Origin of the sequence: Psychrobacter muriicola 2pS (assembly GCF_904846535.1) — a bacterium.
GTDB classification, from domain to species: Bacteria; Pseudomonadota; Gammaproteobacteria; order Pseudomonadales; family Moraxellaceae; genus Psychrobacter; species Psychrobacter aquimaris.
In genome coordinates, this window is the sequence record NZ_CAJHBC010000001.1 from 128,368 (window position 1) to 151,315 (window position 22,948).

Genomic DNA, 22,948 nt, shown 5'->3' on the forward strand with positions numbered 1-22,948 from the left:
TAGCAGCATTTACAAATTTTATGAATTTATAAATGACATGATTCAATAATGAAAAGGAATTGACTATGAATTGGAACGTTTATTTGTCCGGAGAAATACATACCGACTGGCGACAGAAAATTATGCAAGGCGCAAAAGACCATGGTCTTGCTATTAATTTTACATCAGCAGTGACTGAACATGAGGCCAGCGACGCGGCTGGTGATGTGTTAGGTAAAGAGGATAATGGGTTCTGGCGCGATCATAAGTCATCAAAAGTTAATGCGATTCGCACCAAAAACATGATCCAAAAGTGCGATATTGCTATCATTCGTTTTGGTGATAAATATAAACAGTGGAACGCTGCATTCGATGCTGGCTACTGCGCGGCTTTAGGCAAGCCGTACATTACCCTACATGCTGAGGATATTATCCATCCACTAAAAGAAGTCGATGCTGTGGCAATGGCATGGGCGCAAACGCCAGAGCAAGTTGTTGAGCTGCTAAAATATATTGTCAGTGATAGCTAAATCATAAATAATTGCCTGTAGATACATTGCCAATGACTGGCATTTTATCGATCAGCCGTCTGTTTTATTTATCGCTCATCGCTATATTTTGTGCTACAAAGCTGCTATAACTGAATTGATTGTAATCAAAAATACGATAGGACAATTTATGTCATTGCCAACTGCCTTATTCAAATCACTTTCACGTATCAAAAAAGACCTAAAAGAAGATATCGATGCGGTATTCAATCGTGATCCAGCAGCACGTAATAGTCTGGAAGTCATCCTGACTTATCCTGGCATCCATGCGCTTGTTTTACATCGCGGTGCCCACTACCTTTGGAATCATGAACAAAAACTGGCTGCGCGCGTTATCTCGTATGGTTCACGCATCGTCACAGGCATTGAGATTCACCCTGCTGCCAAAATCGGTCGTCGGTTTTTTATTGATCATGGCATGGGAATTGTTATTGGTGAAACGGCAGAGATTGGTAATGATGTTACCCTATATCATGGTGTGACGCTTGGCGGTGTCTCTTGGAATAATGGCAAACGCCATCCTACGTTAGAAGATGGCGTAACTGTTGGTGCTGGCGCAAAAGTATTGGGACCATTTACCGTTGGTAAAAATGCCAAAATTGGCTCAAATGCCGTTGTGGTAAAACCCGTACCAGCAGGCGCTACAATGGTCGGCAATGCTGCTCGTATGATCTCCGATCATCACGATGAAAAAGGCAATCCTATTACTACCAAAGTCCAAGACGCTAAGCCAAAAGAAAAAGCAGAAACCAAAAAACCAACCACCGCACGCGAAACTGCTTTTCAAGCTTATGGTATCGACCCATCCTCGCAAGATCCTGTTGCCGAAGCTTTTGCTAAAATGCTAGAGCATATCCAACAATCTGAAAATCGCCTCGACCAGCTACAAACAGCGATGTGCAAGATTGATCCTGACTTTTGCAAAAAAGAGTATGACAAACTGTGCTTAGAAGATATCGATGTGATTGGTCGTTCTGATATGGACGTGATTGATGATAAGAAAAATAGCTAAGAGAGTTTTTAAAAAGAAACAATAAAGTCAAAGCGGGTTTAGATAAAGTCTGCTATGTCTGCATACATGGTAGATTGATCTGCTTTATCTTCTATCAAATTTTTGACTGATGCCAAGACGCTTTAAAGATACCCGTTTTACTGGAGTTCAAGCGACGAGCTCTTCCATAGTTATAATCATCAGAATATCTTTTTACGTCTTCAATCAATGCGTCATCAGGTGTTTTAATCGGTGCTTTATTTGTCTTAGCGACTAAACTCTGTTGCCAGCTGTGAATGATGCTGGTACTAAGTCCATAAAATAAAGAAGCCTCTCGAATGGTCATGCCATCAGCGATGCTAGAAAGTAACTGTTTGCGATAGTCTATTGAATAAGTCATTGTTTATTTCATTAAATCTGATTGTTATAAGTATTGCATCGGTTTTATTTGGATTAAACTATATACTAATAATTGTTTATATAATCGCATAGTTTTTATTAAATTTTTGTTTTAGATACTGAGAGATTGGATCGAAGAAAATTATAAATATCGATGGTTTTAGGTGAAAAAACATAATAGAAAGTAAGAGTGTGCGCTAGTCACTAGTAAAATTAGAATTTGGTTAAAATCAATTCCTCTACCCCTACTTCCTCATGCGCCTTAAATGGATAACGATCCGCCATTATTAGCCATTCAGAAATTATCTGTTTAGATGACATCTTATTGCTTAGGCTATTTTTATTAAGAGCAGTTCTGATTAATAGAATATCAATATCCATCGTGACTTTTTTTATTGGCGTCTGAGCTTCTGTTAGACGCTGCCGATGGCATTCACCCTCAAGATCTTTAAAAATCTGCTGTAACTGTTGCAAACTAATGGGTACGGTAAGTAAAAGATAAACACATTGGTTAGTATAGTCGGGCTTTGGTTGCGCTTCGGTCGAGGTAAAGTCAGGATTTTCAAACGCAGTAGATAACTGTATTTCCCCTAGCGCCGCTAGATCTTCTCTGACACGCGATAGATAATGCTCAGCTTGGTAATTGCTGCCTAAAGCCAATAGTGCTGCCGTCACAGACTGCGTTTGCAACTGTTCAGGCATACACTTTTTTAGCGTTTCTAAATTCAAATCTATTGATTTTTTATGCATCATCGGCTTGGCTATCATCAGCTTCTTTAGTAATTTTCTTATCTGTTGATGCTGACGCATAACGCGTGATTTGAACCCCAACCGCATCGGCTTGCTTTATAGCAGTGGGCTTAGCAACGCTTAAAGTAACTTTATGACAGCTATATTTTGCGAGCAACTTATCAGCGATTTGCCCCGCTAAATGCTCTAGCAACTGCGCTTTAATGGCTTTGCACCATTCACTCACATCATCGCAAACTGCTTTATAATTCAGCGCATCATTGACATCATCTGAGATAGCAGCACGGCTGATATCTGTTTCAAGTGCTATATCGATCAGGAGCGGCTGCGTAATGGCGCGCTCCCACTCATAGACACCGATGACTGCTTCTACTTTTAAGCCTTTTACAAATACCACATCAGATTCGGTATGAAACATGCTCTCATCCTTGTTTGCTAAATTTTTAATTAGAGTTTTGAACTCAGGTTTTTTAACTGGTTTGCTGCAACGCCTCTTCACGCAAACGCGCCGCTTTTAGCGCTTTACTAGGGCGATGACGCCATAAGTCAATGCTGAATAATAACAGACCAAGCCAAATCAAACCAAAGACAGCCAAACGGTGCAAATCAAATGGCTCGTTATAATAGAACACCGCTAAGAAGAAAATAAAGGTCGGCGTCAGATAATTCATAAAGCTTAAAATACTATAAGCAACGAGCTTAGTAGATTTATTAAACAATAACAGCGGTATCAAGGTAATCGGGCCTGCGATCATCAGTAGCCAAATGTTTGGACTAAACCAAAAACTCAATTGACTGCTGACCACATCCGCTTGCCAGAACCACCATAAGCAAATCGGCACCAACATCGTTGTTTCGACAAACATGGCATCGACAGCCGTCAAAGGCGTCTGCCGTTGAATGGTGCCATAAGTACTAAAACTAAAGGCTAAAATCAGTGATATCCATGGCAAGCTACCAATCATGACTACTTGAATGATCACGGATAATAAGGCAAAACCGATGGCAACCCATTGCAGCGTACGTAAGCGCTCTTTGAATAAAATCATCGATAGGGCAACGCCCACCAATGGTCCAATAAAATACCCCAAACTGGCTTCAAGGATACGGTCGTGATTGACTGCCCATACATAAGTGAGCCAGTTGGTGGCAATAATCAAACCCGATATAAATGAGAACACTATCCATCTTGGATTTTTCTTTAAGGTATCGATCCACTGCCAGCGCTTGGTGACTACCAATACGATAAGCAAGCAGGCAAACGTCCAGATAATACGGTGACCGATAATCTCGGTCGCATCGTAGGCGGCCAATTGTTTAAAATATAACGGAAACCCACCCCAGATAAAAAAGGCAATGAGTGCGGTGATAATGCCTCGTCTGGTCGTTTTAATGGGCGTGACTGGTTTTTTGATGACGTTCTGGGTGGTCATAGTACAGTACAACTTTTTAGAGCAAAGCGCACTCTTGGCCCATATTGATTTTTATATCAATTCAATGGCAAAAGCGCAGGGTCACTACAGATAGGATACAAGTTAAAAAGCAATGTGCGAATGTCCATATCGACATCAACACATTGCTAACGATAACCACTATTTTGAGATAAATTTATCTAAAGGTTAGTAAAAAATTACATTAACCTTAAACATGAGTCTTATGATTCATGTATTTAGAAACGAAACAATAAAGCATTAAGCGCTGGCATCATCAACTTGAATTGACATACCAATTTGATTGGCAAGCTCAGCAAATCCTGGAAAACTGGTATTGACGGTTTCAACGCCTTCAATAGTAATTTGCTCGGATGCACGTAAGCTGGCAACTGCAAAACTCATGGCAATACGATGATCATGGTGCGAGGTAATATGACCGCCACCAAAGATAGATTGGCTATTATTGACTTTGCCGTTTTGACCATCAACATCTTCGCCTTCAACACCTTTACCTTCAATAATCAAACCATCTTCCGTCACTGTACAATCAATACCAAGTGTTTGTAATCCTTCTGCCATGACCGCAATACGATCAGATTCTTTTACGCGCAGCTCTTTGGCACCGGTCAACACCGTACGACCTTGCGCACAGCTAGCAGCAATGAACAATACTGGAAATTCGTCAATCGCTAATGGCACTAGATGCTCTGGGATTTCAATACCAACTAAGTTTGAGCTACGAATAGTGATATCTGCGACTGGTTCGCCGCCCACATGCGTCTCATTAGTCAAGCTGATATCCACTTGCATCAGCTTTAAGATATCAATGATGCCAGTACGTGTCGGATTAATACCCACTTGTGTGAGGGTCAACTCGCTGCCTTGACTGATGGCCGCTGCCACCATAAAAAATGCCGCAGAGGAGATATCAGCAGGGACAGCGATGTCACCGCCTTTGAGCGTACCGCCCCCTTCCACACTGATGCGGTTGCCATCGACCGTTACTGGATAACCAAAAGCTGAGAGCATACGCTCGGTATGGTCACGACTGACTTCTGGTTGGGTAACGGTCGTGGTGCCTTCTGCCCAAAGTCCAGCCAGCAATAAGCAAGACTTAATCTGCGCAGAAGCCACAGGCATCTCATAATCGATACCCTGTAGCGGCTTACCGACAGTCGCTCGACCAGTGATACTAAGTGGCGCAGTACCACTATGACCAGTACTTTGAATGACTGCACCCATCTCGCGTAAAGGCGCGGCCACACGCTCCATTGGGCGTTTGTTCAGGCTGGTATCACCAGTTAATACACTATCAAATGACTGTGCAGCTAAAATACCTGACAACAGACGCATACTGGTGCCCGAGTTACCCATGTATAATGGTGTTTTGCTTGGTTTTAGGCCATTCATACCGACACCATGGATGGTCAATTTGCCGTTATCAGGCCCTTCGATAGTGACACCCATATCACGGAAGGCTTGCAAGGTGGCAAGCGCATCTTCTCCTTCCAAAAACCCAGTGACATTGGTCACGCCTGTCGCAAGGCTACCCAGCATAATGCTGCGATGCGAGATAGATTTGTCACCAGGAATGGCAATGGTGCCTGAGACAGTATTGCTAGGCGTAATATTATAAGAAGCTGACATGGCAGAAGTATCCGTATAAGGGGTGCTGGCTAACATATGGCCAAAATGTCGCCGTGCGGCTTGCGCGCGGCCCAAAAGTCCCATCAGGGCGGTTGAATCTTTATCAATGATGAGCTGACGCATGGTCTGTAAGTAAACGCCATACTCATCAAGGGCGCTCACAATGGCGCTTTGATTGGCAAAAAATATATCATGCCACATTTTAGGGTCGCTGGCAGCGATGCGGCTAAAGTCACGAAAGCCACCCGCAGCATAACGAAACATATCTAAATTGTCATCATGGCTTGCCAGCTGCTCAACCAAATTAAAGGCAAGCAGATGTGGCAAATGACTGGTATGCGCCAATATACGATCGTGATGATCAGCGGCCATTGACATGACATTTGCGCCCACCGCTTCCCATAATAGTCGCAGCTTTGTAATGGCTACATTACTTGTAGTAGGTAGCTCGCAGATAATGACACTATGATTAACAAACAATGTCACGCGTCTGGCATGATACCCCGAATTTTCAGCGCCAGCAATCGGATGTGCAGGTACCAGTCCTATAGGCAACGCTCCAAATACCTCTTTGGCAGCGTCAATGATATTGACCTTGGTGCTACAGACGTCAGTCAGGATGCAATCAGTGGCAAGTTGTCCGTTATCCATCGCTGCTTTGATATCGACAAATACGGCTTGCACCGCTTGTACTGGTACGGCGATAACAATCAAATCACTACCGAAAACTACTTCACTTAAGACAGCACTACCAGCGTCTAATAAGCCGTGCTGAATGGCTTCATCGATACTTGGCGTATGTCTATCAACCGCCACCAACCGCTCACTCAAACCATTGTCTTTAATGGCTTGGGCAAGGCTAGCACCGATCAGCCCTAGACCGATAACACAAACTTGCTTAAATAACGGCGGCTGACTATTGATAGACTGCATATTATTGCTTATATTGTTTTGCTGGCGACTCACGGCTTTTCTCGTTAAACAAACTAGCGTCAGAATGACTAAAGCACGCTGATGCCAGTGTCATAAAAATGATTAATAAATTATTTACTTATCTAAAACGACCTAACATACTTTTTATCAATCATCAGTCAAGATTGAGCGCAGCGTATCAATCAAGCGCATATTGTCTTCTGCCACCCCTACTGTGATACGCAGCCAATTAGGTAAGCCATAGCCCTCTAATGGACGGACGATAACACCCTGCTCTAACAATGCTTGATGAATAGAAGCAGCGGTAATGTCTTCCATCTCAACGGCTATTTCTACCATAATAAAGTTGGCATGTGACTTGATAAAACCCAAGCCTAATGCGTCAAACTGCTTTTCTAACCAGCGCATTTGCTCATCATTCATCAAACGAGTTTTTTCGATAAAATCTGAATCATTAAGCGCAGCAGCAGCAGCAGCTAAAGCCACTCTACTCACGTTAAACGGCTGACGAATACGATTCAGTAAGTCCGCGACAGCCACTGAACTAAGCGCATAACCGACACGTAAACCCGCCAGTCCATAAGCTTTGGAAAAAGTGCGCACGATGACGACATTATCAAATTCATCTAACAACGCCCGATTATTACTCTCAGGGCTGTATTCGATATACGCTTCATCTAATACCACCAATACCGAGCTTGGTATGTGAGCCATAAATGCTCGTAACTCTTGAGGTTCAAGCTGCGTGCCAGTTGGATTATTAGGATTGGCGATAAAGACTATTTTAGTATTAGGATTGTCTTGAACCGCTTGACTCATCGCTTTTAGATCATGACCAAAGCGATTGGCAGGCACTTCTATACCTGTCGCCCCTTGTATTTTAGCCAGCATCGGATAAACGATAAAGGCGTACTGACTGTAAACGATAGCATCGTCAGCACTAGCAAAACTACGCGCTAAAATATCAAGCAAATCGTCAGAACCATTACCCAAAGTAATCTGTTCGACATTGACATCATTAAAGTCAGCCAGCGCTTGTTTTAGATAGTAGCCGTTGCCATCAGGATAACGTGCCAACTGACCCAATTGCTCAGTAATCGCTAGCGTGACGTGCGGTGAGCAGCCTCTTGGGTTTTCATTACTGGCAAGTTTTACCACATCTGAGACGCCATACTCACGCGTCAACTCTTCAATCGGCTTGCCCGTTTGATAAGGCACCAGCTCTAAAATACTATCATAGGCGGGTACAAGCGGTAATAAACTTGACTCTATCGAATGAGATGACGGCATGATTTATCCTTAGATATGATTTTGGCGAGTAATTTGACCCAGTTGGCGTTATATCGTTGGTTCAATCTCAAAGCGAGTCAAGGCGACCAATTCAGATGGTTACGTAATACTTCACGCGAGGTGAACGCCATGACTCTTTTATAGTAGAGGGACTATAGCACTGCTTTTGGATAAGAACCTAGAACACGCACATCTTTTACCAACGGACGGATATCAGCGATAGCAGCGCTGACGTTTGGCTCGTCAATATGACCATTCATGTCAATGAAAAACACATAAGCCCACTTATTCGGACGTTCAGGACGAGTTTCGATACTGGTCATTGACACGCCATGATAAGACAAAGGCTTCAAAATTTCGATCAATGCGCCCGCTTTGTCATGTGCCGATACGACGATAGACGTTTTATCCTGACCTGATGGCGCAATCGCTTCGTGACCGATGATAAGGAATCGCGTGGTATTGCTCGGGTTGTCTTCGATATTCGAGTATAGCTTATGCAAGCCATATTCTGCAGCAGCCACATCACCTGCGATTGCTGCTGAATGCCATTCATTTTTCAAACGGCGGGCAGCTTCGCCGTTGCTCGATACCGCCACGCGCTCAACATTAGGATAATTGACATCGAGCCAATGACGACACTGCGCCAATGACTGCTGATGCGAGTAAATACGGCTTAAACCATCGAGTTTGGTATGCTCAGCGACCAAGAAATTCTGATGAATCGGCAGTTCAACTTCTCCGATTATCTTTAAGGTAGAAGACAGAAAGCCATCTAACGTATGGTTAACCACACCCTCAGACGAATTTTCGACTGGCACCACACCATACATCGCTGTACCCGCTTCAACTTCACGGAATACATCAGTGATGGTGGTCATTGGCACGGTATCAGCGGCTTTACCGAAATGCTTGAGCGCAGCAGCATGAGTAAAAGTGCCTACTGGGCCCAAGAAAGCAATACGCTGCGGTGCTTCTAAGTCGAGGCAGACCGACATAATTTCACGGAACAATCGCGCCATTTTGTCATCAGCGATCGGGCCTGTGTTACGTTCCATCACCGCTTTTAGTACTTGCGCTTCACGCTCAGGACGATAAAAAATAGGATTGCTATTGTCGGCAGTCGGGTTATTGACAATATGCTGTTTCTTTACTGCGGCCACTTGCTGAGCCAACTTGGCACGGTTATTAATCAGTGTCTGGATTTCGCAGTCTACTGTATCAATACTTTGGCGAATATCGTCCAAAAATGCTTTTTCAGTTGCAGTATCGTTAGCCCCTGCGATGGCTTGATTTAGATTATCCATGTTTTGCTCTGATGACTGCTCACTCATTACCGCCCATCCTTTTTCTAAAATTATTACTGAGTTTTTTACTATTAGATACTGCTGTTTTTAACTTTGAATGCTTTAAGTATTTCTCATTATTGACAACCATTCATCTCATTATTGAATCAGCACTCAATGACGATCAAAGGTATCAAGCATACTAGCGATGATATTCAATAGAAATCACACTAAATAGCAAACAGTCTATCAAAAACACCCTGCACTGCGAGCGCTATCGTCTACTGCTGTCGCATGTTAGTCATACACCAGCATGCAAATGTAGCAGCCAGACTGCTGACCCGCTCTACTATAACAAAAACTATCGACAGTGCCCATGTGTAAATGCGCGTAAATATGCGTAAATTCGTCAATATTAGCAAAGAGAGGCAATATGGCAGCGATGTACGGTAAAACTATGGAGGAACATCAACTCAAAACTATGTTACAGTCTAAAACTGATAGCAAATAGCACTATAAAAAATAAAATTACCACGTAACTGAACACAACCTGTTTTTGATAAAAAAGGATATCTGATGAGCGCATTACAACAGCTTCGTACCATGACCACCATTGTCGCTGATACTGGCGACCTTGCCGCCATTGCGCGCCTAAAACCTATCGATGCGACCACCAATCCAAGCCTTATTACTAAAGCACTCATCCATCCTGACAACCAAGGCATGCTGTCAGAAACCATGAGTCGCCATAATGGTGATATAGATGCAGTGATTGACGCGCTGACTATTCAGGTTGGCTGTGATATTTTAGAGCTTATCCAAGGCCGCGTCTCTACCGAAGTGGATGCTCGTTTGTCTTATGACACTCAAGCAACAATTGATAAAGCCTTAGCATTTATGGAAGCTTACCAAAAAGCAGGGGTTAACTCAGAGCGGGTATTGATTAAAATGGCTGCGACATGGCAAGGTATTGAGGCAGCGCGCTATCTTGAGACCCAAAATATTCACTGCAATTTAACTTTGTTATTTGGACAACATCAAGCGATTGCCTGTGCGGATGCTGGCGTGACATTGATATCACCTTTCGTGGGCCGTATTTTAGACTGGCAAAAACGCCAACAAAATCGTCAAAATGTGCCCGCTTCTGATGATATGGGCGTGCAGTCTGTGAAGCGTATTTATCAATACTACAAGCAGCATAACTATGATACGCAAGTGATGGGTGCAAGTTTCCGCTCGACTGAACAGATATTGGCGCTAGCAGGGTGTGATCTATTGACCATCGCACCTGACCTTATCGACGCGCTAGCAGCGATGGATACCGAGGTTACACGACAACTGTCACCTAGCATGTCATTAGATGTGGCAGATATGAAACGAGTGAGTCTAACGCAAGAGGAATATAGTATCGCCTATCAGCAAGACACGGTTACACAAGACTTATTACCAAAAGGTATCGATGGCTTTATTGGTGCTCGTGATGAGCTTGCTCAGATGTTAGCAGCGATGCGTAATTGATATAAGCATCGATCGATATAAATGATGGTGAATGTGATCGGTACTTTACAAACTTCAGTAGTAGGTCATAAAAGAAATTTGCCTGCTAATAGTAAGTTGGCTATCATGGCTCACTTTTAACAACAAGAAGTAAGGCTTGATTATGAAACGGCTATCAGTGTTATTAGCGGGCGGTGCTCTAGCGGTCAGCGCACAGGCAGTGAACTGGTCAAAAATATCAGAGAGTCATACTGGATCAATTTTTAGCTTAGACTTAGACTCTATCGAAAGCTCCGACATCAATATCATAGACGAAAAAAGTGTCGACAACATCACCGTATCTATTCGTAGAACGTACCCTGCACAAAAAGACGAAACGAAAGCAGATAAGGAAGGCAAAGAAAACGAGATTCATCATAGCGATCAGCAACTGCTCATCTCTTGTAAAGACGCCAGTTACTATAGGCGAGCTTACGTTAATTATGGTGCTGATAATAAAGTCTTAAAATCTTGGCAATCAGAGAAACCCATATTAACCACAAAAGACTTTAAGGTAACCAAGCCGAAAACGATTAGTCGCATGCTAGTAGAACAGGCATGTAAAAGTTACCAGCAAGACAAGTAATGTAAGCGAAGGCGAACTTACAAAATACATGCAATCAAAAAAGCGCGCTAAATTCATTCAGCGCGCTTTTTTATTTTATTGCTTCATTTAACACTATTCACTAAGCGTTGCCAGTTTTAAGCCTTTAAAACCGTATAGACAGGCACTGGGAATTCGCCATGCAAATCAACCAAATCTAGTAGGACTAACGCCCCCACCACGGTATGATCTGCCGATTTACACAGCTCATAAGCGGTGGTTAATGTGCCACCAGTGGCCAAAATATCATCGACCAATAGCACGCGCTCTGGTGGCAGATTGTTTTGCATCTCAAGCGTGTCTTTACCGTACTCTAAAGCATATGCTTTATTGGCAACTGGTGGTGGCAATTTACCGGGTTTACGTAGCAAAATCATCCCTTTACCCAATCGACCTGCCAGTAAACTTGCAAAGACAAAACCGCGCGCCTCGACTGCGCCCAAACAATCTACCTCGTCTATCACGCCTTCGGGCAGTGCAGCGAGCAATGCATCAATCACCTCATTTATATGACTGCGCAGTAACGGGGTAATATCATAAAAATCAATGCCGACTTTTGGGAAGTCTGGTACTGTGCGAATCACTTGCCAAAAAGGATGATCCGTATTGAGTTTATGAGACGACTCATTTTCGGCATTTTCAGATGTAGCGGCAGCACTAATGCTCATGGTAACCCTTAGCGTATATGACTTAAACGATGTAATTTAGATAATAATATATCAATGATAAATGATGGCTAATACTGTGAATTTAGCGGCGCTTATTATAACATAATTGATAGGAATGTCGCGGTTGGACACGTAAGAGTACAGCTGCTTAGTGAAAGACAGAAGACATAAACCTCTTGATAAAAACCAATCAATCTCAATATACAAGTGTAAACTTAACGACGAAAATCACGGTTATATGCTAAACTACGTGCGCTTTTACAGTCTCCTCTAACGGCTGTGATTGCAAATATGAACGTCAAAAACACCCTGTAACACGGATTATAAACACTGATAATGCTCGATAGGACTATTTATGAAACGTTATGAATGTATCGTCTGCGGCTGGATATATGATGAAGCGCTCGGCTGTCCCGAAGAAGGGATTGCACCAGGCACTAAATGGGATGACATCCCTGATGATTGGACGTGCCCAGAGTGCGGTGTGGGCAAGCTTGATTTTGAGATGCTTGAGCTGTAATAGACGACCCTCTAATTAGGACACTTCATGACAACATCGAATGACATCAAACCATCGGCAACCCTACAAGAAAACTTAGGTGGCTATCCTACTCCTGAGTGGCAAAAGTTTGGCGCGCACCAATGGCGAGACTCTGACCTTAGCAAGCATCTGTATCAATCGATGATTGATATAGGTGATGGCATTGAGCTGTGTGTTGAGGCAGGTGGTAATCCTAATAATCCACCACTGCTCATGATTATGGGGCTTGGCTCACAGATGATATTTTGGCCAGATAATTTTATCAAGCGCCTTATTGATGCCGGTTTTTTTGTCATTCGTTTTGATAATCGTGATATTGGTCTGTCTTCTAAAGTACAGATTGATGGACTACCACGTATCAGTCAGCTAAAAATGATGATGCGCTTGCAAACGGGGTTGTCTAATAAAGGTACGCAAGTTGCTTATAATTTAACAGATATGGCAGAAGATACCGCTCGTTTGATTAAAGCGTTGCAGTTGGGCAAAACCCATCTGATTGGGGCATCTATGGGCGGTATGATTGCGCAAATCGTAGCGGCACGTTATCCAAGTTTAGTGCAGCGTATGGCGTTGATGTTTACCACGACCAACCGTGCATTTTTAAAACCCCCAAAACCCAAGCAGCTATATACCCTGATCAACCGCCCTGAAAGTCATTCTGAGCGCGATATCGTGCGTCATAGTGTGTGGTTTATGAAGACAGTCGGTACACCAGGGCATGTCAACGTACGTATGGTGCGTGAAATTGCCAAACTGCGTTATCAGCGCAACTTTCATCCGCTCGGGACGGTACAACAGCTCAATGCTATCTTGGCGTCAGGCTCTATCAGCCGGTTTAGCAAGCAAGTCAAAGCACCGACTATTGTACTGCATGGTAGCGCAGATGGACTACTACCCGCCTCACAAGGTCGTGTGGTTGCCAAGACCATTCCGAATGCCAAGTTTCATTTAATCGAAGGCATGGCACATGATATTCCTGAGTACTATCAACCTTATATGGTCGATTTAATCAGCAATCATTTATTAGAAAAATAGCTATTTACTCATAATAAAATCCGTAATAAAAAGAGCGTAAATCCTACTATTAATTCATAGGGTTTACGCTCTTTTTTATGCTGGCTATTTTATGTAGGTCTTTAGGTTTGAACACGCAGCTTAATCACAACCCACCCCTGTGCCCTCCTTATCAATACACATTTTATTGCCATTTTTTAGGTTGCCAATCCATGCTTTACCACCAGTAAAGGTAAAGGCGGGTTTGCCTTGATAAAGATCACCAGCTGACACACCGCTATTGGCAAAGCGAAAAGGAATCACCAGCTCCCCACCAAGATTAACAAAGCCCCAGTTTTCATCGATGCGCACGCCAGCCAAGCCTTCGGCAAAGGGACGCACCTCGTCAAAAGAATAGGTGATCATAGTCACATTATTGTCATCGACAAACCCCCATTTACCATCTTGCTGACGCGGTTGCAGCATCGTAAAACGATTGGGAGGTGCCTGGTTGAATGAGGATGCGTCGCCATTGGTGCTGGCAGGTGCTCGTTGCGTCGTGGATTGCTCGTTGTCTCTACTGTTTGGGTCACTGGTCGTTTTGCCGTTTTCATCAATCCAACTGATCGCTTGGTTTTTACGTACACGGGCGACACCATCCTGGTAATCATCAATGTCACTAATCGCGGATGAAAACGACACAATGGTTTTATTACTAGTATTAATGACCCCATATTTACCATCTTGTTTTACTACGATACGCCCGTTAGAGACGGGACGCGCCCAACCCTGTCCTTCCTTGAGTACATCGTACATCGCAGGCACCACTTCACGACCCTGCATATTAAGATAACCAACATGACCATTGCGCAGTACAGGAAGTAAACCAGCCGATATCTTACTGGCATCGACTTTTTGATAACGTGATAAATCAACGACGCTTTTGCCTTTACTATTAATCAGAGCCACTGGCGCGCCAAAATCTTTTGTCGCCAAAAAATAGCCACTATTTGCCGTACAAGCCACGTTTTTATAATAACTTTTTGGAATTTTGCAACTGGCCGCTTGCGCACTTGGCACCATAAATAGCGTACTAGCTAAAAGGAATATAGCAAAACCAGATGTCGATAGTCGTTGTTGTAGGGATAATGAACGTCGTAACATAGATGAACCTAGGCTAATGATATTGAAGTACTTGATGTAAAGACTAATAAGAAACCGTCCTGTTTTATTATGCTACTACAGTGATTATAAACCACTAGATTAACAAATAGTGATATCCACGCCAATATCGTTCCTGTAAGAATGTCTCCACCATATATTCGTATTGTTATAGAGGTTCTCTTATGTGAGCGAAGCTCAAGGGCGTCATTGACTTTATCCCTAATTTATAACGCGATAAAACCTGATACAGCAATAATAAATCAAACAATAAGCATAAATGATGGTTTGACCATTTCATTTTAGCGTCAAAACCTAGACAATACGGCTTGGATTAGCGTAAGTATTCATTGGCGTCATCGTTGATACAGTAAGATAAAAAAATAATACGGATATAAGGACATTATATGGCGATTGCTTCTTCACGCTCTGCCTCTACTGGGTTGGTCATTGGTTGTATTATCTTTGGTTTGGGTAGTTTAATTGTCGCTCACGTTGATATTGGCGGTTGGGCAATGGCATTTTGGCGCTTGGCCATTTCAGGTGTTGTATTCGCTGTATTGGCCAAAATCATGGGACAGCGTCTACCGCGCTCAAGGCGCGCTATTTTTTATGGATTGTTATCAGGTGTCTTTTTAGGCTTAGATCTGGCGCTCTGGCACGAGAGTATTTATGCTGTCGGTCCTGGCATCTCGACTTTACTGAACAGCCTACAGATTTTCTTTTTAGCCGCCATTGGGTTTTTATATTTTAATGAACGCCAATCTATATTGCAGCTCATCAGTTTATTTTTAGCCATGCTTGGCGTGGCAATGATAGGCAGTCCTGAGTTTGCGCATAACAGCGCCGCCACTTGGGGGTTTGTCACTGGTATTGTCTCAGGGGCCATGCTGGCGGCATCGATGACTTTTATCCGTAAGACGCATGATACTGAACCCACACCAATATTTATGCTAATGCAGCTGATTAGTATCGGTGGTGTATTGGCGATGATTATTCCTATGTTTGTGTTTGATATGGATCATATTTTGCCAAACACTTGGTCTGAGATTGGCTGGGTGCTCATCTACGGCACAGTGATGCAGTGTTTGGCGTGGGGGTTAATCGCTTATTCCATTCCTAAGCTGTCTTTGGCGTTAACTGGATTATTATTATTATCAGAACCCATTGCCGCCTTGGTCATTGATTATAGCTGGCTGGACAAACCGATTAATACCTTACAGTGGAGCGGTGCCCTGCTGACCATGTTTGCAATCTATTTGGGCTCACTGAAACCTAAGCCGCGCGCCCTACGACGTTATCGGTTTTTCTCAAAATTTTATAAGCGAGATTACAAGTAGTTTTTATTGTGCACTTGTTGCCACTCCATAAAAAGCGCCCATGCTACCGATAGCATGGGCGCTTTTTATGGAATGAATATGCTGTTACCATCATTATCTGATAGGTTTAAAATTCAAGCATCATAAAAGCTAATTACTTAGCCAATGATTGATGAGCAGCCTTCGCTTCAGATCCTTGGTTAAATAACGCATTTAATACAATCGCTGCCAGAGTAGCAGTACCGATACCGCCCAAATCAAAGCCGCCTAAGTGCAAACTAAAGTTACCGGTACCCATAATAACGGTCACAGCCGCGATAATTAGGTTGCTGTTTTTGCTAAAGTCGATACGACTGTCTATCCAAATTTTGACGCCTGCAATAGCAATCAAACCGAACACCACAATGGAAGCACCGCCCAATAAAGCTGCTGGTATCGTCTGAATGATGGCACCAAACTTTGGTGATAGCCCTAACAAAATAGCCACCACACCTGCCACGACAAATATCGTTGTGCTATATACTTTAGTCACCGCCATCACACCGATGTTTTCAGCATAAGTCGTCACACCAGTACCGCCAAACCCTGCTGAAAAAGTGGTTGCTAAACCATCAGCAAAAAATGCTCGACCCATATAAGGGGTCACACGAGCTTTGGTCATACCTTCGACGGCCTTAAAATGCCCTAAGTTTTCGGCCACCAAAATAAAGGCCACAGGTGCAATCAGAATAATAGCACTCATCTCAAAGCGAGGCGTATGAATGCTCGGCAAGCCAAGCCATGAAGCAGCTGCCACACCACTAAAGTCGATCGCCGAACCAAAACCCATGACATTGGTCATTATAAAATAGGCAAAGTAGGATAATATTAAACCAACCAGTAATAGCAGACGACGCAGCATACCACGTGTAAAGACAGCCACACCACTGATGAGTAATACGGTCAACGTAGCCATCCAAGCATCGAACTGATTTGCAGAAACCCCTTGAATGGTCACTGGCGCTAAGTTGAGACCGATAATCATCACGATAGCACCAGTAACGATAGGCGGCATCAAACGCTCAATCCAGCCAGTACCCGTTTTCATCACCAGCAGCCCGATTAACGCATAAATGATACCGCAAGCCATAATGCCGCCCAAAGCGACATTCAAATTATCATTGAACCCTGCGCCTGCGTAAGCCGTCACAGCGATAACGGGACCAATAAAAGCAAAACTTGAGCCCAAATAGCTCGGCATGCGTCCACCAGTGATCATAAAGAACATCACCGTACAGATACCTGACATCAAAATGGCTAAGTTGGGATCAAAGCCCATTAACAGCGGCGCAAGCACAGTCGAACCAAACATAGCAAAAGTATGCTGTACACCTAGCAGCACACTTTTTGACGGAGGCAGATATTCATTGATACCGACTGGATCACGATCTAAATCACCTTGATAAGGACGCCATGTCGGAAACCAGCGTCCATTTTCAAAGTCTGGATTGTACGGAGGACTGATCGCCGCAGACTCTAATACATGTTCAGCAGATGGTGCTTGAGCGCTGTTTTCTAAAGGCGAGGAATGGTCTTTTTGAGATGGCATACGCGCTTGTCCTATGTAAACTGGGCTAAAATAATAGACGACAGTAAATGATAAATAAAAATTGCGTTAAATTAGGGCATCAACTGGCAAGAATATGTGGCTAGAAATTACGATAACGAGTAAAATCCGCATCTTTTCATTTTAAAATATGTCGCTCTGATTTATTCATTTATGTTGCAATATGGCAAACCAAAAGTATTATTTGGTATGATGACCATGTTTTGGTAGATGTATGTGGTCGGATATGTTTTACTAAAAAATGGTTATGGTCGCTTATGACTCAGCGTACTCTGCAGCGACAATCAACTTACAGGATGTTACATAGCCATTAGCTCCGAGCATGATAGCGGAGTTTCAAAATAAATAAAAGTTATTATTCAATCACCATTTTTCCTCTTTTGCGTCAATACTTCCATGGGCGGTGCTTCCTCTACACCTTTTATCGGTGCTATGAGTGAAGGCTGTCTGTTACATTCTCAATGAAAGTGCCTAAAGCAGTCTATACAACATGTTAGTGCACTTAAAAAATTTGGTAAGTTATTATGATTAGTGTTTTTGATTTATTTAAAATCGGTATTGGCCCATCAAGCTCACACACGGTAGGACCCATGGTCGCCGCCAATCTTTTTTTGGGGTCATTAGCCAAGCAAACAGAGCTGACTGCTATTACAGGCGTTGAAATTGAGCTTTATGGCTCTTTGGCAGCGACAGGCAAAGGGCATGCAACTGATACTGCTATATTGTTAGGACTGCTTGGGCATGCTCCCAGCACGATCGATACCCGTTTGACCAGTCAATATTTGTCACCAATTTTTTCAGAAAAACAGCTCAATATAGCAGGCAAACATGTTATTGCCTTTGATACAGAGCGCGATATTCATTGGTATGACGAAACCGTTTTGCCCTACCACCCTAACGCCTTGACTATCCGTGCATTATTGAACGACGGCAGCCATTACCAACAAACTTATTATTCGGTAGGTGGCGGCTTTGTTATCAATGAAGCAGATGCCACCAATCCGGATGAAGATAACGCCACACCGACCATCAACGCTATTCCGTATCCCTTTAATAGTGCCGCAGAATTGCTAGAGCAATGTCGTCAACACCACTTAAGCGTTAGTGAATTGGTACTGGCGAATGAATGTCATTACCGCAATCAATCAGAAGTCTTTGCTTATTTAGACTCTATTTGGGAATCAATGCAAGACTGCGTGACGCGAGGCTGTCAAAACAGTGGCATATTGCCTGGGGGCTTGGATGTAAAACGCCGTGCACAAGCATTACATCTACAACTGTGCGCCGAGAAAAACCAGCCTATTACCAAAAATGATAAACTCGCCGCCATGGATTGGATTGACTTATATGCCTTAGCAGTTAATGAAGAAAATGCCAATGGTGGAAATGTCGTCACTGCACCCACCAACGGTGCAGCAGGTATTATTCCTGCGGTGATGCATTATTATCGCGACTTTTTGGCAGGCTATAGCCAAGATGGCGCACGCAAATTCTTGTTAAATGCGACTGCTATTGGCAGTTTAATCAAACAAAATGCCTCCATCTCTGGCGCTGAAGTTGGTTGCCAAGGTGAAGTTGGTTCTGCTTGCGCTATGGCCGCTTCTGCATTGGCAGAAATCTTAGGCGGCGACCCTGCCAAGTGCCTCAATGCCGCCGAAATTGGTATCGAACATAACTTAGGTCTGACATGCGACCCTGTTGGCGGCCTAGTGCAAGTGCCTTGTATTGAGCGTAATGCCATGGGTGCTGTCAAAGCCGTCAATGCCGCGCGACTTGCTTGCCGTGGTAACGGACAACACTTCGTCTCTTTAGATAAAGTGATTGAAACCATGAAAGTAACTGGTGCTGATATGCTAGATAAATACAAAGAAACCTCACGAGGCGGTCTTGCTGTTTATGCAGACAATCGTATCCCTACTGCCACTCATGGCGTCAGTGTAAAATACAGTCAGTGCTAATATAACCATTGTTTAATATAGCCTGTTCTGACATCACGCTCCCAAGTATTTGCTAACATAAAAAAAGACCTCTAATAAAGAATTAGAGGTCTTTTTTGTTTTGGCTAAATATAATTAATAACTGGATATGCTCAATGATTCATTATTCAGCTACTTTTGAAACCACTTCGTTCAGAATCCAAACTGGCTTAGCCATGTTACTAACTTTATCCACCACTACTTCTTGGCGAACATCTAGAACATAACGATAGTTTGGCTCATAAGTGAAGCCTTGAATATTACCATTTAAAGGTGTGTAGTTTTTCTGATAAGTCTGGCGATACTGTAGACATTCTGATTCAACCTTAGTGCCATCGGCTGTCGAAAGCTCACAGACGGCTTTAAGTGGTGCTACTTCTATTTTAAAACTTGGGATGTTAACCACTTTAACATTCATAGGTTGCCCATCGACAACCATCGTACGTTCGTTATCCATACCCATGGTAGAACAACCTGAAAGGGCAAATGCTGTCATTACTGCTGCAAGTACTAATTTTTTCATTGTCAAATCCTCAGTTGATTGTTATGAATACATTATTAATGGTTTAAAATTATTGTTTTGGACATTTTATGATGGTAAATATGCTTAAAAAAATTTCAGTGATTGTTGTGACATTACTGTCAATATTGAGTTAAGCAAAACTATTCACTTTATTTAACTTTACCCGATAAATCTATTAAGTCTCAATAATGTCGTCTATTCTTCGTTTACTGAGGTCAGTATAGGGCGCAACTCGTCTTCTGCTCTATAACTGCTTTGTAAAGTAACGTCAGCTTTTGCAACTGATGTTAATAGAACGTATTAGATAACAAGGTGAATTGATACCTCCTTAATGTGTGCACTAAAAAAGCCAGAGCAATACATGCTCTGGCTTAAGTATAAATCGACCAAAAAAAATGATTGGTTTTAAGCGCCTCTAACTACGATAATCCGCATTAATCTTGACGTAGTCATAGGATAAATCACAAGTATAAACCGTATCACTGGCATCCCCACGGGCAAGATCGATATGAATGGTAATCTCAGCGCGACTCATGACGGTCTTACCTGCCGCTTCCGTATAACTGGGTGCGACACCACCATTCTGGCAAATCATAACTTCATCTAGATAGACATCTACTTGCTCAGTATCCAAATCTTCGATACCGGCATAACCCACTGCTGCTAAGATACGACCCCAATTAGCATCGCTAGCGAAGAACGCTGTTTTGACCAATGGTGAATGCGCAACCGCATATGCCACATCGCAGCACTCTTGCGTCGTCTTGCCACCAGTTACTTTGACGGTCATAAACTTGGTAGCACCTTCGCCATCACGCACAATTAATTGCGCCAGACGAACAAACACCTCGGTCAAAGCCGCAAATATAGCCTGATAATGCGGATGCTCTTGGTTGTCAATGATACCTGAGCTGGCAGCACCCGTGGCTATCAACACACAGCAATCATTGGTTGAAGTGTCGCCATCAACAGTGATGCGGTTAAAAGATTGTTCGTTGATGGCACTTAGCATCTCCTGTAATAGGTCAGCAGCGATATTAGCATCGGTCGCCACATAGCCCAGCATGGTGGCCATATTAGGGCGTATCATGCCTGAGCCTTTTGACATACCCGTAATATGATAGCTGACACCCGCCACGTCGATTTTTTGGCTAGCGAGTTTCGGAATCGTATCTGTGGTGCGAATACCGTTCGCCGCGGCAAGCCAATTATCAGCAGCCAAATTGGCAAGTGCATTATCTAAGCCCGCGATGACCGCATCACTATTTAATGGCTCACCAATGACACCCGTCGAGAATGGTAATATTGCATTACTATCCACGCCAGCCTTGCTCGCCAGAGCTGCACAGATATCAACGGCGCGACGTTTGCCATCAGCGCCCGTCCCAGCATTAGCATTACCCGTATTGGTGACTAAATAACGCGGACTGGTCTTGGCAAAATGCTCACGCAATACCCGTACAGGCGCAGCACAAAAGGTGTTTTTGGTGGTCACAACCGCAGTAGTCGCAGTATCAGCGATCTCAATCACCACTAAATCATCTCGGTCTTTATAGCGTACGCCTGCGGCAGTGGCGCTTAGCTTGATTCCTTCGATAGGATAAATAATATCAGGTACTGCAACATTTCCGACTGCCATGGTTCAATCCTTATTGTGAAATTTTTATCATTATTTATAACAAATAATGCGATAAATACTGAGACGCGTTGAGCATTCAACCATGACGCTACTGCTGGTGAAGTGTCAAACATGCCACATGCCCTACATAAATATTACCGTTTTTTTAAGTCAAATGCCGACCAAATTGGCGCATGGTCAGATGGCTTTTCCATCGCCCGTAGCTCATAACTAATCCCAGCATCAACACATGCCTCAACAAGATCCGAGCTACACAAAATATGATCAATGCGTAAGCCACGTTTAGGCTCATCGTTGAACCCACGACTGCGATAATCAAACCAACTATACAGCTCTGTGCTTTCTGGATAATGCAAGCGATAGGTATCCGTCAGCTCGCGTGACATCAGCGCCGCATACCATTCGCGTTCTTCTGGTAAAAACGAAGTCTTTCTATTTTTCAGCCAGCGCTTAGCATTAACTTCACCAATGCCAATATCAGTATCTTCTGGGGCAATATTCATATCACCCATGATAACAAGCGAGCGACCTTCCGCCTTCAAAGTGTCAATATATGCCATCAAATCTGCATAATAAGCCCGCTTCATCGGGAATTTAGTCGGATGGTCTTGGCTTTCGCCTTGTGGAAAATAGCCATTGAGCACATCAATTTCACGACCGTCAAACTCATAGCGGGCATGGATAAAACGTTTCTGTGCCTCAGTATCCTCACTAGGAAAACCTTTTTGCACAAATATAGGTGCAACCTTGGATAGTAATGCCACGCCATAATGGGCTTTTTGACCAAAGTACTCTACGTGATAGCCAAGACTTTCTATATTTTCTAAAGGGAACTGCTCATCATGTACTTTGGTTTCCTGTAGACCCATCACATCAGGATCGATCACTTCTCGCACGGCCTCAAGCTGATGTTGACGAGCGCGAATACCATTGATATTAAAACTGACAAAACGGGTCATAAATTATCCTATACTAATTGATGAAAATACGGTGCTAATATAAAGCGATGGGATATGAGAGTACATAATCCACTATCATAACAGACGTAGACCGACCTAACTGTTGCGTGCCCTGATATCTTAAGCTAGAGTAGTTGTTGTTAACATGACTGCTATCAAATTTTGGC

General features: G+C 43.2%; 21 protein-coding genes. 8 read left to right on the top strand and 13 right to left on the bottom strand.

Annotated elements, in window-relative coordinates:
* The first annotated feature begins 65 nt into the window (after positions 1-65).
* On the top strand, positions 66-509 hold the full coding sequence (locus JMX93_RS00540; RefSeq protein WP_443215092.1) for a YtoQ family protein: 444 nt from the start codon (positions 66-68) through the stop codon (positions 507-509).
* 148 nt (positions 510-657) lie between these two features.
* Entirely contained in the window at positions 658-1,539 is an 882-nt protein-coding gene (gene cysE / locus JMX93_RS00545; protein ID WP_443215091.1) for a serine O-acetyltransferase, read from the top strand.
* A gap of 94 nt (positions 1,540-1,633) precedes the next feature.
* Here the strand turns inward: cysE and JMX93_RS00550 are convergent, their stop codons facing one another.
* The 7 genes from JMX93_RS00550 to pheA all read right to left on the bottom strand — a co-directional run bounded on the left by JMX93_RS00550 (position 1,634) and on the right by pheA (position 9,304).
* A complete protein-coding gene (locus tag JMX93_RS00550; protein ID WP_499203549.1) occupies positions 1,634-1,918 on the bottom strand; it encodes an IS630 transposase-related protein in 285 nt (94 codons plus the stop codon).
* Between the two features lie 212 nt (positions 1,919-2,130).
* Complete coding sequence (locus JMX93_RS00555; RefSeq protein WP_499203550.1) at positions 2,131-2,685, bottom strand: 2-amino-4-hydroxy-6-hydroxymethyldihydropteridine diphosphokinase; 555 nt, start codon at positions 2,683-2,685, stop codon at positions 2,131-2,133.
* Positions 2,660-3,085, bottom strand: a complete 426-nt coding sequence (gene folB, locus JMX93_RS00560) for a dihydroneopterin aldolase (protein ID WP_193012792.1) — start codon at positions 3,083-3,085, stop codon at positions 2,660-2,662. The genes JMX93_RS00555 and folB overlap by 26 nt, the downstream gene beginning before the upstream one ends.
* Positions 3,086-3,137: 52 nt before the next feature.
* Positions 3,138-4,100, bottom strand: coding sequence for an EamA family transporter RarD (rarD, locus tag JMX93_RS00565; protein ID WP_499203551.1), 963 nt, complete (start codon positions 4,098-4,100; stop codon positions 3,138-3,140).
* A 258-nt stretch (positions 4,101-4,358) separates the two neighbouring features.
* On the bottom strand, positions 4,359-6,680 hold the full coding sequence (locus tag JMX93_RS00570) for a bifunctional prephenate dehydrogenase/3-phosphoshikimate 1-carboxyvinyltransferase (protein WP_499203736.1): 2,322 nt from the start codon (positions 6,678-6,680) through the stop codon (positions 4,359-4,361).
* Between the two features lie 147 nt (positions 6,681-6,827).
* On the bottom strand, positions 6,828-7,970 hold the full coding sequence (hisC, locus tag JMX93_RS00575; RefSeq protein WP_198331904.1) for a histidinol-phosphate transaminase: 1,143 nt from the start codon (positions 7,968-7,970) through the stop codon (positions 6,828-6,830).
* 152 nt (positions 7,971-8,122) lie between these two features.
* Entirely contained in the window at positions 8,123-9,304 is a 1,182-nt protein-coding gene (gene pheA, locus JMX93_RS00580) for a prephenate dehydratase (protein WP_198331905.1), read from the bottom strand.
* 528 nt (positions 9,305-9,832) lie between these two features.
* Here pheA and JMX93_RS00585 point away from each other — a divergent pair.
* The gene (locus JMX93_RS00585; RefSeq protein ID WP_193012795.1) at positions 9,833-10,774 is read left to right on the top strand and encodes a transaldolase; all 942 of its coding nucleotides are present in this window, start codon (positions 9,833-9,835) and stop codon (positions 10,772-10,774) included.
* Positions 10,775-10,916: 142 nt separating this feature from the next.
* The gene (locus JMX93_RS00590) at positions 10,917-11,378 is read left to right on the top strand and encodes a hypothetical protein (protein WP_198331906.1); all 462 of its coding nucleotides are present in this window, start codon (positions 10,917-10,919) and stop codon (positions 11,376-11,378) included.
* 116 nt (positions 11,379-11,494) lie between these two features.
* Here JMX93_RS00590 and JMX93_RS00595 read toward each other — a convergent pair whose 3' ends face one another.
* A complete protein-coding gene (locus JMX93_RS00595) occupies positions 11,495-12,064 on the bottom strand; it encodes an adenine phosphoribosyltransferase (protein WP_193012797.1) in 570 nt (189 codons plus the stop codon).
* A gap of 355 nt (positions 12,065-12,419) precedes the next feature.
* Between JMX93_RS00595 and JMX93_RS00600 the strand changes: the two genes are divergently transcribed.
* Both JMX93_RS00600 and JMX93_RS00605 read left to right on the top strand, forming a co-directional pair.
* The gene (locus tag JMX93_RS00600) at positions 12,420-12,584 is read left to right on the top strand and encodes a rubredoxin (RefSeq protein WP_011280463.1); all 165 of its coding nucleotides are present in this window, start codon (positions 12,420-12,422) and stop codon (positions 12,582-12,584) included.
* Positions 12,585-12,611: 27 nt separating this feature from the next.
* The gene (locus JMX93_RS00605; RefSeq protein ID WP_193012798.1) at positions 12,612-13,640 is read left to right on the top strand and encodes an alpha/beta fold hydrolase; all 1,029 of its coding nucleotides are present in this window, start codon (positions 12,612-12,614) and stop codon (positions 13,638-13,640) included.
* Between the two features lie 120 nt (positions 13,641-13,760).
* Here the strand turns inward: JMX93_RS00605 and JMX93_RS00610 are convergent, their stop codons facing one another.
* Positions 13,761-14,762: a WG repeat-containing protein gene (locus JMX93_RS00610; protein WP_499203552.1), complete on the bottom strand. Its 1,002-nt coding sequence runs from the start codon at positions 14,760-14,762 to the stop codon at positions 13,761-13,763.
* Positions 14,763-15,166: 404 nt separating this feature from the next.
* Here JMX93_RS00610 and JMX93_RS00615 point away from each other — a divergent pair, with 404 nt between their 5' ends.
* On the top strand, positions 15,167-16,099 hold the full coding sequence (locus JMX93_RS00615; protein ID WP_193012800.1) for a DMT family transporter: 933 nt from the start codon (positions 15,167-15,169) through the stop codon (positions 16,097-16,099).
* Positions 16,100-16,232: 133 nt separating this feature from the next.
* Here JMX93_RS00615 and JMX93_RS00620 read toward each other — a convergent pair whose 3' ends face one another.
* Positions 16,233-17,666, bottom strand: a complete 1,434-nt coding sequence (locus tag JMX93_RS00620; protein ID WP_227686016.1) for a solute carrier family 23 protein — start codon at positions 17,664-17,666, stop codon at positions 16,233-16,235.
* Positions 17,667-18,208: 542 nt separating this feature from the next.
* On the opposite strand from JMX93_RS00620, the gene JMX93_RS00625 reads away from it, so the two are divergent.
* Positions 18,209-19,642: an L-serine ammonia-lyase gene (locus JMX93_RS00625; RefSeq protein ID WP_443509839.1), complete on the top strand. Its 1,434-nt coding sequence runs from the start codon at positions 18,209-18,211 to the stop codon at positions 19,640-19,642.
* 142 nt (positions 19,643-19,784) lie between these two features.
* On the opposite strand, the gene JMX93_RS00630 is transcribed toward JMX93_RS00625, so the two are convergent.
* The 3 genes from JMX93_RS00630 to xthA form a co-directional block, all read right to left on the bottom strand.
* Positions 19,785-20,183, bottom strand: a complete 399-nt coding sequence (locus JMX93_RS00630) for a DUF4377 domain-containing protein (protein ID WP_443215084.1) — start codon at positions 20,181-20,183, stop codon at positions 19,785-19,787.
* 415 nt (positions 20,184-20,598) lie between these two features.
* Positions 20,599-21,822 carry a bifunctional glutamate N-acetyltransferase/amino-acid acetyltransferase ArgJ gene (gene argJ / locus JMX93_RS00635; RefSeq protein WP_193012803.1) on the bottom strand — a complete coding sequence of 408 codons (1,224 nt, stop codon included), beginning with the start codon at positions 21,820-21,822 and terminating at the stop codon, positions 20,599-20,601.
* A gap of 134 nt (positions 21,823-21,956) precedes the next feature.
* Positions 21,957-22,781 carry an exodeoxyribonuclease III gene (gene xthA / locus JMX93_RS00640; RefSeq protein WP_443557108.1) on the bottom strand — a complete coding sequence of 275 codons (825 nt, stop codon included), beginning with the start codon at positions 22,779-22,781 and terminating at the stop codon, positions 21,957-21,959.
* Positions 22,782-22,948 lie beyond the last annotated feature (167 nt).